The sequence below is a fragment of the Bacillus pretiosus genome, assembly GCF_052947655.1.
Window position 1 is genome coordinate 71,937 of the sequence record NZ_JBRFUV010000002.1, and the last position, 15,717, is coordinate 87,653.

At 32.0% G+C, this 15,717-nt stretch carries 16 protein-coding genes and 4 pseudogenes; 15 read left to right on the forward strand and 5 right to left on the reverse strand.

The window, feature by feature from the left end:
• Window positions 1-206: 206 nt before the first annotated feature.
• The 3 genes and pseudogenes from ACU8YW_RS27590 to ACU8YW_RS27600 form a co-directional block, all read left to right on the forward strand.
• Entirely contained in the window at window positions 207-641 is a 435-nt protein-coding gene (locus ACU8YW_RS27590) for a hypothetical protein (protein ID WP_002004029.1), read from the forward strand.
• A gap of 238 nt (window positions 642-879) precedes the next feature.
• Entirely contained in the window at window positions 880-1,659 is a 780-nt protein-coding gene (locus tag ACU8YW_RS27595; protein ID WP_426934551.1) for a YrrS family protein, read from the forward strand.
• A gap of 144 nt (window positions 1,660-1,803) precedes the next feature.
• Window positions 1,804-2,408 (forward strand): annotated as a pseudogene (locus ACU8YW_RS27600) (transposase); the annotation flags it as partial.
• A 457-nt stretch (window positions 2,409-2,865) separates the two neighbouring features.
• Here the strand turns inward: ACU8YW_RS27600 and ACU8YW_RS27605 are convergent.
• On the reverse strand, window positions 2,866-3,723 hold the full coding sequence (locus tag ACU8YW_RS27605; protein WP_426934550.1) for a glycine betaine ABC transporter substrate-binding protein: 858 nt from the start codon (window positions 3,721-3,723) through the stop codon (window positions 2,866-2,868).
• Window positions 3,724-3,970: 247 nt separating this feature from the next.
• On the opposite strand from ACU8YW_RS27605, the gene ACU8YW_RS27610 reads away from it, so the two are divergent.
• The 3 genes from ACU8YW_RS27610 to ACU8YW_RS27620 all read left to right on the forward strand — a co-directional run bounded on the left by ACU8YW_RS27610 (window position 3,971) and on the right by ACU8YW_RS27620 (window position 6,528).
• Window positions 3,971-5,176: a quaternary amine ABC transporter ATP-binding protein gene (locus tag ACU8YW_RS27610; RefSeq protein ID WP_426934549.1), complete on the forward strand. Its 1,206-nt coding sequence runs from the start codon at window positions 3,971-3,973 to the stop codon at window positions 5,174-5,176.
• Window positions 5,169-5,999 (forward strand): ABC transporter permease, encoded by an 831-nt coding sequence (locus ACU8YW_RS27615; RefSeq protein ID WP_103945648.1) that lies wholly within the window; start codon window positions 5,169-5,171, stop codon window positions 5,997-5,999. Before ACU8YW_RS27610 ends, ACU8YW_RS27615 begins: the two co-directional genes overlap by 8 nt.
• Window positions 6,000-6,246: 247 nt before the next feature.
• Window positions 6,247-6,528: an ArsR/SmtB family transcription factor gene (locus ACU8YW_RS27620; RefSeq protein ID WP_426934548.1), complete on the forward strand. Its 282-nt coding sequence runs from the start codon at window positions 6,247-6,249 to the stop codon at window positions 6,526-6,528.
• 391 nt (window positions 6,529-6,919) lie between these two features.
• On the opposite strand, the gene ACU8YW_RS27625 is transcribed toward ACU8YW_RS27620, so the two are convergent.
• Complete coding sequence (locus ACU8YW_RS27625) at window positions 6,920-7,294, reverse strand: hypothetical protein (RefSeq protein ID WP_426934547.1); 375 nt, start codon at window positions 7,292-7,294, stop codon at window positions 6,920-6,922.
• 203 nt (window positions 7,295-7,497) lie between these two features.
• Between ACU8YW_RS27625 and ACU8YW_RS27630 the strand changes: the two are divergent.
• Together ACU8YW_RS27630 and ACU8YW_RS27635 are read left to right on the forward strand one after the other, a co-directional pair.
• A pseudogene (locus ACU8YW_RS27630) lies at window positions 7,498-8,055 on the forward strand (recombinase family protein); the annotation flags it as partial.
• An 84-nt stretch (window positions 8,056-8,139) separates the two neighbouring features.
• Window positions 8,140-9,020 (forward strand): annotated as a pseudogene (locus ACU8YW_RS27635) (Rpn family recombination-promoting nuclease/putative transposase).
• 487 nt (window positions 9,021-9,507) lie between these two features.
• Here ACU8YW_RS27635 and ACU8YW_RS27640 read toward each other — a convergent pair.
• Window positions 9,508-9,711 carry a cold-shock protein gene (locus ACU8YW_RS27640; protein WP_044784723.1) on the reverse strand — a complete coding sequence of 68 codons (204 nt, stop codon included), beginning with the start codon at window positions 9,709-9,711 and terminating at the stop codon, window positions 9,508-9,510.
• Between the two features lie 352 nt (window positions 9,712-10,063).
• Here ACU8YW_RS27640 and ACU8YW_RS27645 point away from each other — a divergent pair.
• Window positions 10,064-10,423: pseudogene (locus ACU8YW_RS27645) on the forward strand (recombinase family protein); the annotation flags it as partial.
• Between the two features lie 299 nt (window positions 10,424-10,722).
• Here the strand turns inward: ACU8YW_RS27645 and ACU8YW_RS27650 are convergent.
• Window positions 10,723-11,022: a hypothetical protein gene (locus tag ACU8YW_RS27650; protein ID WP_222655919.1), complete on the reverse strand. Its 300-nt coding sequence runs from the start codon at window positions 11,020-11,022 to the stop codon at window positions 10,723-10,725.
• A 476-nt stretch (window positions 11,023-11,498) separates the two neighbouring features.
• Here ACU8YW_RS27650 and ACU8YW_RS27655 point away from each other — a divergent pair, with 476 nt between their 5' ends.
• The 5 genes from ACU8YW_RS27655 (at window position 11,499) to ACU8YW_RS27675 (ending at window position 14,740) form a co-directional block, all read left to right on the forward strand.
• Window positions 11,499-12,407 (forward strand): acyl-ACP desaturase, encoded by a 909-nt coding sequence (locus ACU8YW_RS27655; RefSeq protein ID WP_044784726.1) that lies wholly within the window; start codon window positions 11,499-11,501, stop codon window positions 12,405-12,407.
• Between the two features lie 217 nt (window positions 12,408-12,624).
• A complete protein-coding gene (locus ACU8YW_RS27660) occupies window positions 12,625-13,086 on the forward strand; it encodes a CarD family transcriptional regulator (protein WP_000486309.1) in 462 nt (153 codons plus the stop codon).
• 555 nt (window positions 13,087-13,641) lie between these two features.
• Window positions 13,642-13,806, forward strand: coding sequence for a BC1881 family protein (locus ACU8YW_RS27665; RefSeq protein ID WP_000827566.1), 165 nt, complete (start codon window positions 13,642-13,644; stop codon window positions 13,804-13,806).
• Between the two features lie 272 nt (window positions 13,807-14,078).
• The gene (locus ACU8YW_RS27670; RefSeq protein WP_426934546.1) at window positions 14,079-14,312 is read left to right on the forward strand and encodes a hypothetical protein; all 234 of its coding nucleotides are present in this window, start codon (window positions 14,079-14,081) and stop codon (window positions 14,310-14,312) included.
• 194 nt (window positions 14,313-14,506) lie between these two features.
• Complete coding sequence (locus ACU8YW_RS27675; protein WP_097816285.1) at window positions 14,507-14,740, forward strand: YuzF family protein; 234 nt, start codon at window positions 14,507-14,509, stop codon at window positions 14,738-14,740.
• Window positions 14,741-14,807: 67 nt separating this feature from the next.
• Here the strand turns inward: ACU8YW_RS27675 and ACU8YW_RS27680 are convergent, their stop codons facing one another.
• Entirely contained in the window at window positions 14,808-15,083 is a 276-nt protein-coding gene (locus ACU8YW_RS27680) for a hypothetical protein (protein ID WP_426934545.1), read from the reverse strand.
• A gap of 279 nt (window positions 15,084-15,362) precedes the next feature.
• Here ACU8YW_RS27680 and ACU8YW_RS27685 point away from each other — a divergent pair, with 279 nt between their 5' ends.
• On the forward strand, window positions 15,363-15,479 hold the full coding sequence (locus ACU8YW_RS27685) for a zinc-ribbon domain-containing protein (RefSeq protein ID WP_239661424.1): 117 nt from the start codon (window positions 15,363-15,365) through the stop codon (window positions 15,477-15,479).
• The last annotated feature ends 238 nt before the right edge of the window (window positions 15,480-15,717 follow it).

Here is a 15,717-nt window from a genome sequence, read left to right on the forward strand (position 1 = left end):
GAACGATAAAATTATTGAAGAGAATTATGAGCCTTACTTGACGAAACCAATGATAGGAAATTCATGTTGAGATATACATATTCATTATTGAAATTAGTAATAATAAAATGTATTATTGAAAAGCACTATTTATAATTCAAGTAATCAAGGCTATGTATCCACAATAATTTGAACATTCAGAAATTATAATATTATCTAAAAATGAGGTGAGATTAATAGAAAAAGTACATATTAAATGGTATGGATTGTATAGTTTAAATGATTTTTATAGTAGAGAAGAAGCTTTTAAGAAGGGAATATTTGCAATCTCTAGAGTATATGCTAAAAATGAAACATTGATCTACATAGGAAAAACCAAAAGAAGCTTTATACAAAAGATAAGGGAACTTAATAAGGATTGGACTTTTGATGAAAGCGAATTAAAGATTACATTAGGAATAATAGAGTTTCCTAGTGGTGAAAGTTACTCTGAAAAAAAGGTAAAAGAGATAAAATCCCTTCTGATTTTACGACATACCCCAGTAGAAAACAACACATCTTTATTGTACCATAGAGGGCAGTTTAATTTAAAAATTATAAATAAGGGAAGAAGGGGCTTAATTGTTAAAAAGATTTCTACAGGAGATCTAATGTGGACGTAATTGGAATCATCTTTGAATAAAATTGAAGGTTTCTTACGAACAGGAGTTTATCAATTTTTAATGTATTAAAATATTTTTGAATAACATATGTCAGATGCTTGAATCAACACAAATTTTATTATGATATGAAATCTTGTATGGGAATTATGATTTATTTCCATCGTTTAATAAAAATATTAAGAATTATAAGAATAATGCATAAAGATTAGAAGAGAAAATAAACTCGGGGGTTTAAAAAATGGGACAAGTAAGCAGGTTTCAAGAAAAACAACAAAATCGTCGTAAAAAGGTGGTTTTTAATATTGCATTTACTTTGGTATTAGTGACAGTTGGTATAGTGACATACCAGTTGTTTTCCCCTTCTGATACATCAAAGAAAGCAATTGCTCAAGAAAAGAAAGCAACAAAGATAGAAGAGAAGAAACGTAAAGAGAAAGAAGCAGCGCAGTTAGAAGAGAAGAAACGTAAAGAGAAAGAAGCAGTACAGTTAGAAGAGAAGGAACGTGAGGAGAAGGAAGCAGCGCAGTTAGAAGAGAAGGAACGTGAGGAGAAAGAAGCAGCGCAGTTAGAAGAGAAGGAACGTGAGGAGAAAGAAGCAGCACTGTTAGAAGAGAAGAAAAATGAAGAGAAAGAAGCAGCACAGTTAGAAGGGAAACAAAAAGCAGAAAAATCAGTAAAAACGAGCGGAAATGAAAATAAAGAGGGAGAAAAAACGGCATCTCAAGAAAAGGGTTCTCAACCTAATCCTTCTTGGAAGCCAATTGGTACAGAGCAAGGAGCAAAACCTGAAATGAAATTTAAAGAAGGAACAGTAGATTGGAGTGAGATGAAAAAAGCAATTTCTTATGCTGTTGATGTTCCAGAGAGCCAATTGATTTTCGATTTTATTGGGAATAATGGTAATAATAAAGCCTACGGTAATGTACGAGATAAGCAAAGTAATAAAAAATATAAGGTTGATATTGATTGGATAGAGAATCAGGGGTGGAAACCAGCATCTGTTCAAGTGGTAAAATAAATAATAGAAATGTAATTATGTGTTTAAAAGTTTACTTTTGTAAAAACTCAAAAAAGAGTCCGTATCAATCAGGACTCTTTTTGTTATGTTGACAGCATTAATTACTTGGACTCATTTGTTAGATCCTGATGCGGACAAACTTTGATGACTGATAAAGTCCCAACTCGTGTGAGTGTTCATCGGCTAACCAAAGAACAAAAAAACGATTACAGGATCAAGTTGTACGAGAAAAAAAGAAAGGAATGAAATATTCTCTTCGTAGTAAACGACTTAGTGGTATCAATGTTTATATGACCAACACTCCTGTAGATATTGTTCCGATGGAACAAGTACATGATTGGTATTCTTTACGATGGCAAATTGAACTTATTTTTAAAACATGGAAATCATTTTTTCGTATTCATCACTGTAATTCTGTAAAATTAGAACGATTAGAATGTCATTTATATGGACAATTAATTAGCATCCTTCTTTGTTCCTCCACCATGTTTCAAATACGCCAATTACTCCTCATCAAGAAGAAACGAGAATTAAGTGAATATAAAGCGATTTATATCATCAAAGATTATTTTTCACTTATTTATCAACCTTTACAAAAAGACACCCAAGAATTAACAAAGGTTCTCCTTCGTCTGTTTAACCTCCTACAGCACAACGGACGAAAATCTCATCAATATGAAAAAAAGAAAGTCTTTGATATTTTGGGTGTTGTTTATGAGTATACCACTTCTACTCATCAGGTAGCATAGTAAAAAAATTGAAGTCCGCCAGGGTTTATTTGATATGCCCACTTTTATAAAATCTATAAAAGATAATAAAAAACTATATGGGAAGACCGTATTTTGTATAAAAATATACCTTAAGTTGATGGATGTGTGGTAATACCCCATATAGTTTAGATAAAACGAGTTCAAATGATATAAAGGTTTCTCACTTTGGAAATCAACGTGAGTCATTGCATCTTTATCTAGACGTAGTGGGATACAAAAGTTTGAACTGCAACAATTGCATGGGGATATTTATTGTATTATCTGAACTACGCGGGAAATAAATGGCATAGATACATTCGGGAATATCGCTTCCTCCAACTGAAAAGGCAGGCTAATCAAAAGAAAGAGAAATGATTATATGAAAACATCACTTCTCTTTCTTTGTATTTATGAGTGGTTCCAAAAAGATGGAATGGTTGCCGTACCCCATAAATGATTACTTTTTCATCCATGCATCTACTAATTTTTTATTCTTTTTTATCCATTTTTCAGCGGCCTGTTCAGGATCATTCGACTCATTAATCATGGTCATCAACGTTCCGAGTTGCTCATCGGTCATGTTCCAGTTAGCAAAATACTTTATAAGCTCTGGATAATCTTTTTCAAATCCTTTACGAACAGAGTAATAAATATCATCTTTTTCTCCATACACCTTTTTAGGATCTTTTAAATATTTAAGATCAAACTCTGAAAAAGCCCAATGTGGATTCCATAATGTTACTGCAATGGGTTTCTTTTGACTATATGCTTTTTTTAATTCACTCATCATAGCGGCTTCTGAAGATTGAACAAGATTTAGCCCTATCCCATATTTGTGTATCGCCTTATCTGTTAAGCCCATTAAACTGCTACCAGGTTCAATACCAATGATTTTGTTGTTAAATTTATCTTTATTTGCATTCAAATCCTCAATACTATTGATATCTGTCATGTATGAAGGAACAACTAAACCAAGACCAGTACCTTTATACCACGCTGACTTTATTACAACATCATCTTTATATTTTTCATATAATGGCTTATCAGTAATTGGTAGCCAGACCTCTAAGTTGGCGTCCACATCTCCTCGTGCTACCCCGGTCCAAACGGCTGCCTTTTCTAAATATAATAATTCAACTTTATAACCTTTTTGCTCAAGTAATACTTTCCACATATTTGCTGTAGCTATGTTTTCTTTCCAACTCGTTACACCAATTTTAATTTTTCCCTTTGCATTACTGTTCACGCCACTACAAGAAGTAGTAATTATGCTAATTAATAATAGTATGCACAGAAGCCATATTTTTTTCTTCATCAAGCTCCTCCTAGTCTCTATGATTAGATATTTCTTCTTTAATTAACGCAGAAAATTATTTCAGTAAAGCTAAATACTTTATAATTATAAATAAATATTTTATAATTATAACTATCAATAATATAAACTAACTATTAATAGCTTAACAAAAAAATAAAAAAAAGTCTTTGATGAACGATTGTAATGTACTATTTGGTTTAAAAATAGTTACAGTATTTGTATAGAGTCAAAGAAAAGGAGTGACAGAATGAAAGAAACGAAATTACGTGTTGAAAACGTTACAAAAGTATTTGGAAAGAATCCTTCTAAAGGAATCGCTTTACTAGAAGAGGGAAAAAGCAAAGCTGATATATTAAAAGAAACTGGTATGAATATTGGCGTGAACCAGGCAAAATTCGATGTTTATGCTGGTGAAATATTTGTCATTATGGGATTATCCGGTAGTGGGAAATCTACACTTGTTCGCATGTTAAATCAGTTAATCAAACCGACTTCTGGCCATATATATATTGATGGTGAAGATATCGCAACAATGGGAAAAGAATCTCTTCGAAAAGTAAGAAGAAACAAAATGAGTATGGTATTTCAAAAATTCGCCTTATTCCCTCATCGAACGGTTTTACAAAATGTTGCATATGGTTTAGAAATACAAAAAGTATCAAAAGAAGAACGAGAAACAAAAGCGTTAGAATCTCTAAAATTAGTAGGTCTAGAAAATAATAAAGACAGTTATCCGGAACAACTTAGCGGTGGTATGCAGCAGCGTGTTGGTATCGCAAGAGCACTAACAAATAATCCAGATGTCCTACTGATGGATGAATCATTTAGTGCGTTAGATCCGATTATTCGAAAAGAAATGCAAAATGAATTATTAGAACTGCAAGATAAAATGAAAAAAACGATTATTTTTATTACACACGATCTAGATGAAGCACTCCGAATTGGTGATCGTATTGCTTTAATGAAAGACGGAGAAATTGTTCAAATTGGAACACCAGAAGAAATTATGGTGAGCCCTGCAAATGAATTTGTAGAGCAATTTGTTGCTGATGTAAATTTAGGAAAAGTTTTAACCTCTGAATCCATTATGAAAAGACCGGAAACCTTATTAATTGATCGCGGTCCACGTGTTGCACTCCAAATCATGAAAAATGCTAGTGTTTCTAGCGTATATGTAGTGAATAAGAAACATGAGTTTTTAGGTGTCTTAACTGCTGATAATGCTAGTAAAGCTGTTAAAAGACAGGTTCCGATAGCGGATTTATTAGTAACAGACATTCCTCCAGTTTATTTAGATACTCTATTAGAAGAAATGTATATAAAAATGGTTAAGGCAAAGTTACCTCTTCCTGTTCTAGATGATAAACATAGATTACGAGGGATAATAAAGCGTGAAAGTATTATTCAAGCTTTAGCAGGAAATATAGAGGAAGAGGTGAATGATAATGAATAGTATTCCACGGATTCCTTTAGGAGAATGGGTTGATACACTTGTTACAAGTTTGTATCAGCATTTCGAAGGGTTTTTCAAAGGATTTTCTTTTATTATCGGAGGATTTGTTGATTTATTAACAAATCTATTAATATTTATCCCAGCCATTATTTTTATTGCAATCACATGCCTATTAGTTTGGTACACCTCCCGTAAAATTTCACTTATAGTATTTTCTTTAATTGGATTTCTGTTTATCCTTAACGTTAACTATTGGGAACAGACCATGCAAACACTAGCGCTTGTCTTGACGTCTGTTATTATCTCTATCATTATAGGTATACCAATTGGGATTTTGGCATCTCAGAACGAAAGGTTTTCTAAATTTTTAAAACCAACTCTTGATTTTATGCAAACAATGCCTGCATTTGTTTATCTTATTCCGGCAATTACATTCTTTGGTGTTGGAGTAGTACCAGGTATTATTGCATCTGTTATTTTTGCAATGCCACCTACTATTCGCTTTACTGAGTTAGGGATTAGGCAAGTACCAGAAGATTTAATTGAAGCAGCTAATGCCTTTGGTTCAACATCGTCACAGAAACTATTCAAAGTACAGCTTCCACTTGCAACTGGAACAATCATGGCTGGTGTAAATCAGAGTATTATGCTTTCTCTATCAATGGTTGTCACTGCATCTCTTGTCGGTGCACCAGGTCTTGGCGTAGACGTTTATCGGTCGGTTACACAAGTTAATATAGGTATGGGCTTTGAAGCAGGCCTTGCTATTGTAGTAATTGCAATTATATTAGATCGAATTACACAAGGTTTTCATAAAAAATAATTATAATGTACATACTAAAAGTTATCATTTGAAACCGTGAGAAATTTATTGCTTAAAGCTGGTGCAAGTAAGGTAATATTAGTTGGTATTATCCCTTTTAAGTAGACAGTGTAAAAAGACTACATTCTTAATGTGGAATGTTACACTATACTTGAAGGGATATTTTAATGGCAAAAAAAGAACAACATTTCAAAAATATGCAGAGACATTTAAAAGGAAAGAGAAAAAATATGGAGGATAAACCAAAATGAATGATTTTCATATATATGAAGAACAAGCGGATGTACTTAGAAATATTGCACACCCTGTCCGACTTCAATTACTTCAGGAACTGATACGAAGAGATGGTTGTACTGTGACCGAACTATATCATATGTTGAAAATTCCCCAAGCCACTACTTCTCAACACCTTGCAAAATTGAAAAGAGCTCGTATTGTGAGAAGTATTAATCAAGGAACAGTGAAAACATATCAGGTATGTCATGAACAGATACATCCAATTGTTAATATATTAATGAATACAAGATAGACGAAGAGTAATTTCAATTTCTATTAATGTTTCATGAAGTACTGGATATCTAACCAAATTAGTATGGCGGGGATTAAATTTATTTAAAATTAGGAATAATAAATCTTAATTCTATCAATTTACTATATATTACATTTATGTAAGTGTTGTTATAAGGACGTTTTTTAAAACTTTCCCCTAATAAAGTTTTGAAAGAGTTGTCTCAGTATTCTCCATGTTGTAAATATGCCAAGAAAAAGAGAATCCATTTGGGTTCTCTTTTTCTTTTAAATTTGAGTCCTTAACCTCAAATTTAAAATACGCAGTAATAATTGTGATAATTTAACAGAAAAATCATCTTAACATACAGCAAATACAAAAAAGACCGGATATAATATCCGGTCTTTACTTATTATTGATTAATTGGATTTTCACAATATTTCTTTGCAATTGCACTTGCCATATCAATTGCCCTTTGTAGAGTAGCGTGTTTAGAACTAAAATCATAAGGCTCAAATCCAAATTCTTCATAAATTTCAAAGGAGATGCTTGTTACAAGTCTATACTTTGAAGGGATAGCTTCATTATCAATTGTTAAATGGAAATCATAACGATCATCAAAACATAATAGTTCAACTTTGAATGTATTATGTGTGCTTGCTTGGCGAAATTGATAATACTCAACTGGATATAAATAATCACCTTCATTTTTGTAGTTAAAGTCTTTAAAAAAAATCTTAATCAACGCCCCTCGTGTGTTTTTTTGGATATTTCCTATTTTTATCATAAACTCTTACCTATTACAAAGTACATAATTATTAGATTTATTATTTATAATTGTTTCAAAAACGATGGTTTTTGATAATCATAAAACGAACAAAATTTAATCTTTACAAATCGCTTAACTACGTTATCAAAACTATTATCAAAATCATATTAACTTTACCCCCCCTTTATGATAAAATTATCTTGTAAAGGTTAGGTGATTTCATGAATTCATACATTTATGGCTACGCAAGGGTAAGTACTCAACAACAAGATTTGATTCGTCAACTAGACATGCTTCAAAATTATAACTGTACTGAAATTTTAACTGAAAAAATAACAGGTACGAAAAGTGATCGTCCAGAGCTTACTCGATTAAAAGATAAAATTAGACCAGGTGATACATTAGTTGTTGAAAGCTTTTCTAGATTAGGAAGAAGTACCAAAGATTTAATTGAACTTGTTGATTTTTTTGAGAATAAGGGAGTTAAGCTAATTAGTATCAAAGAGCAATTTGATACTAATACACCTCAAGGGAAATTGATGTTAACAGTATTTCAAGCATTCAGCCAGTTTGAAAGAGACTTAATTTCTCAACGTACTCAAGAGGGACTTGAAAGTGCAAGAGCGAGGGGGAGAGTCGGTGGACGTCCTCGTGTTAAGGATAGCTTCATTCAAAGGGCATTAAAGTTATATGATTCTAAAGAATATAGCATACAAGAAATTGTAAACATGACAGGTATTAGTCAGGCTACGCTTTACCGATACATACGAAAAAATAAATAAACTGAAAAAGATGAATTTGCTTATATAAAGAATTACATTATAAAATAGTAAGAAGAATAGAAAGACAGGGAGAGGAAACCCATGTCCACAAAATTAGTAAATTTACGTATTGATTTCGCTTTTAAACAGTTATTCGGAACGAAGAGATTTTAACTGGATTTCTAAACGCTATCCTAGAAGAATCTTTAGATGTACCTATTGTATCTCTACAACTAGAAGATCCACATCTTCATAAATCTTATGAAGATGATAAGTTATCCATATTAGACTTATTAGCAACATTAGACAATGGCACGCAAGTGAATATAGAGATACAGCTTCGAAATACACATGATATGGTCAAGCGATCTTTATATTACTGGAGTAAACTCTATACGTCCCAAATGCAAGAAGGGATGCCGTATCGTTCGCTACGCAAAACAATTACCATTAACTTATTAGATTTTATATTATTCTCGCAGGATGATTCATTTCATACCGTAGGACAATTATGGAATCCCAAAAAGAAACAGATACTAAGTGATGATATTGAAATTCATTTTGTAGAAATTCCAAAATTGGTCAAACAATGGCATGAAGAAAAAGTAAATCCATGGGAAAATGTATTTGTTCGCTGGATGTTACTATTATCAGCACATGAAGATGAACATTTAACTCAAACATTGGAGGAGATTGCAATGAATCAAGATCCAATTTTACAAAAAGCGATGAATAAGTGGGAAAATATGAGCCATGACTCTTCTTTCCGAACAGCTTATGAAGCTCGTGAAAAGTTACTTCTAGATGAGCAAGCTAAGTTAGCACATGCTCGAGAAGATGGCTTAGAGGAAGGCATTGAAAAAGGTATTGAGAAAGGGAAAATTCAATTAATTCGTGGTATGCATAAAAATGGTATGCCATTAGAAGACATTGCGAAATTCACAGGTCTAAGTACAGAAGAAATACGAAAATTACTATTGTAATATGTATTATTACAAAAACTTTGCGAAAAATATCGCAAAGTTTTTTATTTAGTCCTTTAAACATCAACTCCTTAAAATATTTTCCCTTTTTTAGACAGTTTACTTTTAATTTATATTAGTGTGATTTTAAAGTAAGTTGTACTGTTTGTAAAAAGTTTGATTAAAAATCCTGTATAAGGCCTCACCATACATGTCCATCAATTTAAGAAATGTATACACCCAAAAAACAAAAAAAATGAGCTGATTTCTCAAGATAACTAACTGTAGAGAAAGAGAATTTTCATTTAGGGGGTACTTTTATGCTAGAAAAAAGGCTTAGAAGTTGAGTAGCTCAAAAATTAAATTAGGATAATCCGTAATTATATGCTAGACTTGGTTAACCATTTGATTTACTGTTTTCATGTCCTTTACGAGTGGGGGGGGTTGTTTCACAGAAAAAAGAAAAGCAGACTCCCATAAAAGAGCCTGCCTTCCCCACTTTGTAAAATTAAGCAGCTTTACGTACGTTTGAAGCTTGAGGTCCACGTTGACCTTGCTCCAAATCAAAAGTCACTGCTTGACCTTCTTCTAAAGTTTTGTAACCTTCGCCTTGAATCGCTGAGAAATGAACGAATACATCGTCTCCACCTTCACGTTCGATGAATCCGAAGCCTTTTTCGCCATTAAACCATTTTACATTACCTTTTTCCATTTGTATTGCCTCCTAGTGTGTAAACACACACAATGTAATACTATCCTTGCTCTCAGTGATCATAAAGGTGAAAAGTTACAAATCCGTTACACCGAACAAAAATAATTAATTTTAATAATAACATTTTTTGTAATAAATGTCAAGGTAAAGAAAAGACATTAAGCTCACTATTTCTTTATGATAATCATTGCCGTATATGGGGTATGTGTAGCAATGGAACAAAATCACGCAGCAAACACTAGCGGACATTCATTTTAAGGGTTATTTCGTATATTAGTGGACATAAAATAGCTATTTTGAATGACTTGATGTCCGCTAATGCTTGTTGTTTTATCCTGTTCCATTGCTATACATACCCCTGTTAGAAAATGAAACTTTATTCGATAGCCGTAAGTTCCGTGAAATGGGTGACATGGGTCGGTTGATGGAAGATCAATTTTTATCTTTGCTATCTTATGTTGCAGATCAAGAACGTAAAAAAATTCATCAGAGACAAGCGGAGGGAATTGCTGTAGCTAAATCTCAAGGGAAACATTTAGGACGTCCTCAGGTAAACCTTTCAACCCTAAGCAAACAACAAATGCATATAATAGTAGAAACTTATTCTACATGGAAAAGTGGAGAAATAACAGCTATCATGTTTATGCAAATGTTGGAGCTAAAGAAAAACATGTTTTATAAAATAATGAAGGAATATGAGGAAATAAAGTAGCATCGCTACTATGAGAAATCCTACTTTTTCTCTGGTTGTAAGAATCTTGAAGTTTTTGCATCAGAATAGTATTATGTATATCGAAAAAAATAAAAGACAACTCCAATTAAGAGTTGTCTTTTTGTGTAATAAAATTCCCAAAATATGAAGATATACAAGCGAATATAATACGTTATGGTTGATATTATAACAAAAATCGATAATATTGTGAATAAAAAGAATATTACGATTATTTTTTTGGGGTTTTAGTTAAAAATCTTCGAAAATAAACCTTTTATAAAGGTTTATTTTAAATATGATTATTGTATTTCGAGGGGCTCCTTATAAATCTTAGCTATATATTTTACAAAATCAATGACGGGATAGTGTATGAGTGAACGGTGCTGCGTAAAACGAACCCCTGCTTTTTCCATTTTCGAAATGAGTTGTTCAACTTCCAACTCTTTTTTTTGTATTCTATTATAATTTTGATATACAATGTTTTTCCATTGATAGGAAGAGCCGTGAAAATAACTCTCTCCTTTTACCATGTGACTAAATATAATTTCTATTTTTTCTCTACGTTGTTTTTCCTTCATATGCGCTTCCGTTGACTGCATGTTTATCGCCTCTTCCCTTTGTGTTGTATACTGTTTCACAAAATTCGGTCTAAATTATCATAGTCAATGTACATTGTTCTTGTTGGGAATTGTCGTTTAAGGCTATCTCATCAACTGTACTTGTTTTTCAAGCGCTTAATCTAATAAATTTGATCTTACATCTAAATAAGTTGATAGTGTGTATAAAATACTATCAATCTTTATTATAAAACGATTCTATATAGGCATGCACCTTTTTACACTCACCAAGATTTACAACATGACGAGTATGTTCATCCATGAATGTTATCCTCAGTATCCCTTTTTATATGAAAAAATCATATAAAAACATAGCGCTCTTAAGGAGTTTTTTTACAAATTTATTATGTTGGACTTAAAAAAAGGAAAGTAATATTTATTTGTAGAAAATTTTTAAGGATAAAAATGAATGTAAAAATAGGATGACTATCTATGATAAGAAAAGGGGGCACTTATATATGCTAACAAATGATTTAGATTTCCGATTAGAACCACGTTTAAAAGAACTGTATGAACAACATAAAATAAGAGCGCAGAAGATAGACTGGGGTTATCATGAGTTTTTACCATGGGATAAGGGAATGGACTTTAAAAGAGTTCCTTGGGATGAAAGTCAAGTTACTCTTCCTTCTGGCGTAATTACGGCTATTGAAACAGCTTTATTAACAGAAGTGAATTTACCATGGTTTACAACGTATTTATCTGCAACTTTTAAAGGATCCCTTTCTGTTATTACAGACTTTATTCATACCTGGACCTCAGAAGAGGATCAACATTCGAATTTATTGGAGACATATTTACTACTCACTCGAAGTGTGAATCCTAAACGAATACATGAATTAAGAAAGTCAGTCGTTGAGGGTGGATTTGAACCTGATTTTCACACACCAATCGAAGCAATGACATATACGACCCTACAAGAACTTGCAACGATGGTGTTTTACAATAATGTAGCTAAGGTTGCAAGTAAGCACGATCCAGATCTTGCTACATTATTACGCCGTCTTGCCAAAGATGAGACTCTTCATTATGCGTTTTATCGAGACGTCATTCGAACACATTTGGAATTAGAACCTAATTATTGCTATCATATTGCCAATGTGATTAAGAATTTTAAAATGCCAGGTGCCGTCATGCCTGATTTTGAAAATAGAATGGCTGTAATTGCAAAAGAAGCGAACTATGGACCACTACAATATTTTGATCAAGTACTTGATGTAGTAGTTGATTATTGGGGGTTAAAAGACTTACGACCAATTGCACCTTTAGCTGAAAAAGCAAGAATTGAGATTTTGGAATACCACACAAGATTGAAAAAAATACGGGATCGATTTGGTCGTTTTCAAGGGAAAGCTGATCTACGTTAATGAGTAGAGATTTCAGAATATAAGCGAGGACATTCCCATGCCCTTTATGGGAAATCTGACACACTCCCTATTGTTTTGGGGGTGTTTTCTACTTAATTTAATTTTTGTTAAAAATGTTATTGACGACAAAAATGATTTTATGATATTATAAAATATTTGATAAAAAATCAAATATATGTTAAGGTTAAGAAGGTTACCATATATGGAGGTGGATTATATGTTTCAAATTGGCGATAACATTGTTTATCCAATGCACGGAGCAGGTATAATTGAAGCCATAGAAGAAAAAGAATTCTCAGGGAAAAAACAACAGTATTATGTGATAAAAATGTCAATCCGTAATATGCAAGTAATGATTCCTACGGGAAAAATATTGAGTTCGAGTATACGACCAGTTACTGATATACTTGCATTAAAACACATTATACATATTTTTCAGCATGGAGAATCAGATAGATTACTGCCGTGGAAACAAAGGCATAAAGTGAACACGGACAAAATAAAAACGGGTGAAATACAAGAAGGTGCTGAAGTTGTACGTGATTTAATGCGTATGAAGAAAGAAAAAGCACTGAATACAAGCGACAAAAAAATGTTGGATAACGCACATGAATTTTTGATTAGTGAACTAGGATTAATTAAAGGTATCACTGAAAATCAAATAAAAAGTTTCTGTTAAGGTTCATTATAGATAATGTATTACATCTCCCGGAAATATCCTGAATTTTTCGGGAATATGATGATTATTAAAAGTAAATCATTTCAAAGACATTCAACTTCTTCAACTCACTTTTAGAGTAGAAACCTCTTTTGTTATTACTTCAATCTAATCCATTTTTATTTTTAAATTTCTTTTACGAACGTTCGAAGTTTCATTAAATAACTCGATCAAATAGTCACTTGATTTTTGCAATCCTGATTCACACTGGCACGGACAAGGAGCCGTAAGGATGAAAGAGAGGTAGGGCTTTCATTGTTTTAGGTATATATATCTAAGTCATTATTTCTAGAAGAAAAAACAATCAATCTCATCTCTATCTTTAAGAATTTTTACATTTACTGAGACAGTGAATAGTAATTGTTTATCTTCTTTTCATAAGAGAGATACGCGAGTTGGTAACATCTAAATATATGGTCAACGATACAAATTGATGGGAGTTCTAGAACTAGAACCCATTTTTACAATTTATTTCACATAATAAGATTAAATGAAACAATAAGAAGGAGTGAAGATATGAAACGCATGCCAACGCAAGAATTAAGTAACGAGTTAAAGAAGCGGAAAGGGATTACTTCTATTAAGATTGAGCCTTATGAAAAAATTGAAGTTGGTGGAATTGTTGTAGATGGACCGGCTGTTATTTTAATTAATCAAGAATACCTAAAAATTGTTGAATGAAGAAAAGGATGATCCTTTACGAAAAGGGATGATCCTTTTTGTTTGCTGCAGCTAATATGGGATATACATAACTTTTATCTAATGTATTGGGGTTAAAAGGAAGGAGAGGGTCGGGATTATCATAGTGGTAAGCTTAATATTGGTAGGATTTCTTTTTATGTTATATAAATTAGTTACTTAAAAAAACTAATTATTTGAACCGATAGATTGTTTTCTTTTTAAGGGCGAGATTTATTTTATAGGAAAATTGATAATTTTAAGGAGGAATTTAGATGTATGCAAGGAAACAACGCATAAAATATGAGAAGATGTCAAAGAACTATGAACGTATTTCTTTAGTTTCGTTTCTCCTATTAATTGTACTTGTTTGTGGTAGTGTGATTATCATAGGAGCTACAGGGGGGAAATATGGAGTGTTTTTGTTGGTAGCGATTTTACTTAACGCACGTATTACGAAAGAATCTCAAAAAAAGTATGAGCAGTATGCTAATAAAGGGCATATTTAAAATAATACATATTTTGAAAAGTACAACCTGAATGTACATTCAAAATATCCCTATATCATCACCTATTAACTAGCAAAGGGAACCTTATTAAAATGTTAGTTTCGTTCCTATAATGAATTATCCTTCTAGTATATTTAAAAGATTTACATCATATATTAAGAGAAAGAATGTAAGTTAGAAAGGAGTCTTATAGAATGAGTTATTTAGAGGGAAATGACTTTAGTGAACAAAATATGGTAAGTGTACCTAATCCCTACGTATATCAGACATTACAATCGATAATTGGTAAACATGTGGTTATTGAAACTGTAAGAGGCAATGTAAGGGGAGAGTTAAAGGATGTGAAACCAGATCATTTGCTCATTGAAGATACGGTGCCATATATTGTACGCATTCAACAAATTGTATGGATTATGCCAAAACAATAATCAAATTACATGTAATTTGATTTATAACAGATTAGCGTCATAGAGCATCAAATAAAAACACAGGGTTTTATCTCTGTGTTTCTTCAAATTTTCGTTTTTGGATATATGCTTGAGCATGGATAATTTCTTTCTGAAGTTCTTTTAATTCTTTCGTAGATCCAGATTCAATCCTCATGTACGTAGTAACTAGACTAATCATCATATCCATCTTCTCTACTATATTTTGAATGACCTGTTCAGATTGCTCTTTTTTAGGGTGTTGTATTGCTATTAATACATTTTCTATATAATTGTTCTTTCTTTGCTGGATATCATAAATAAACTGTTTTGTGTTTGAGTTCATTTTTTGTTCCTCCATTTCGGATATAGCTCCATTCTATCATATCTGAATGGAAAATATTAGATTCCCCTATGTTTACACCTCTCTCCTACATCTCCTCAAATATACAAACTAATTCCTTAACGTACATAGAACCAATCGAAATGTGTCAATTTCATGTCTAAACGTAAAATTTTCTTTTCGGGGTAGGTGACCCCATATAGATATATCAAATAGCTATAAGGTGTAAATAAATTATATGATCTATACCCCTAGCATATAAAAAAGAGGAGGTAATACTTTATGGAAAACAGCTTAGCAATAAGAAAGCCTAAACTATCTAAACAATGGCATGAAACTAAAAATGGGAAATTAACTCCTTTTGATGTTACATATAGTTGCGATAAAAAGGAATTGTGAGAAAGAGCATGAATGAGAAACATCCCCAACCGACATAAAGGAAGTGGCTGTCCTTATTGCTCAAGGAAAAATAAGTTAAGAAAATAATATAGTTTTAAAATATGGTTTAGACACGAATTTATCCTTTTTCCGTACGCTGTATCACAATATATGTACCTGAAACAGATAATTACAGAACTCAATAATAAATCAACTAATTAATCAATTCCAAGTATATAAGCATTTCTTAAAAAGAAAA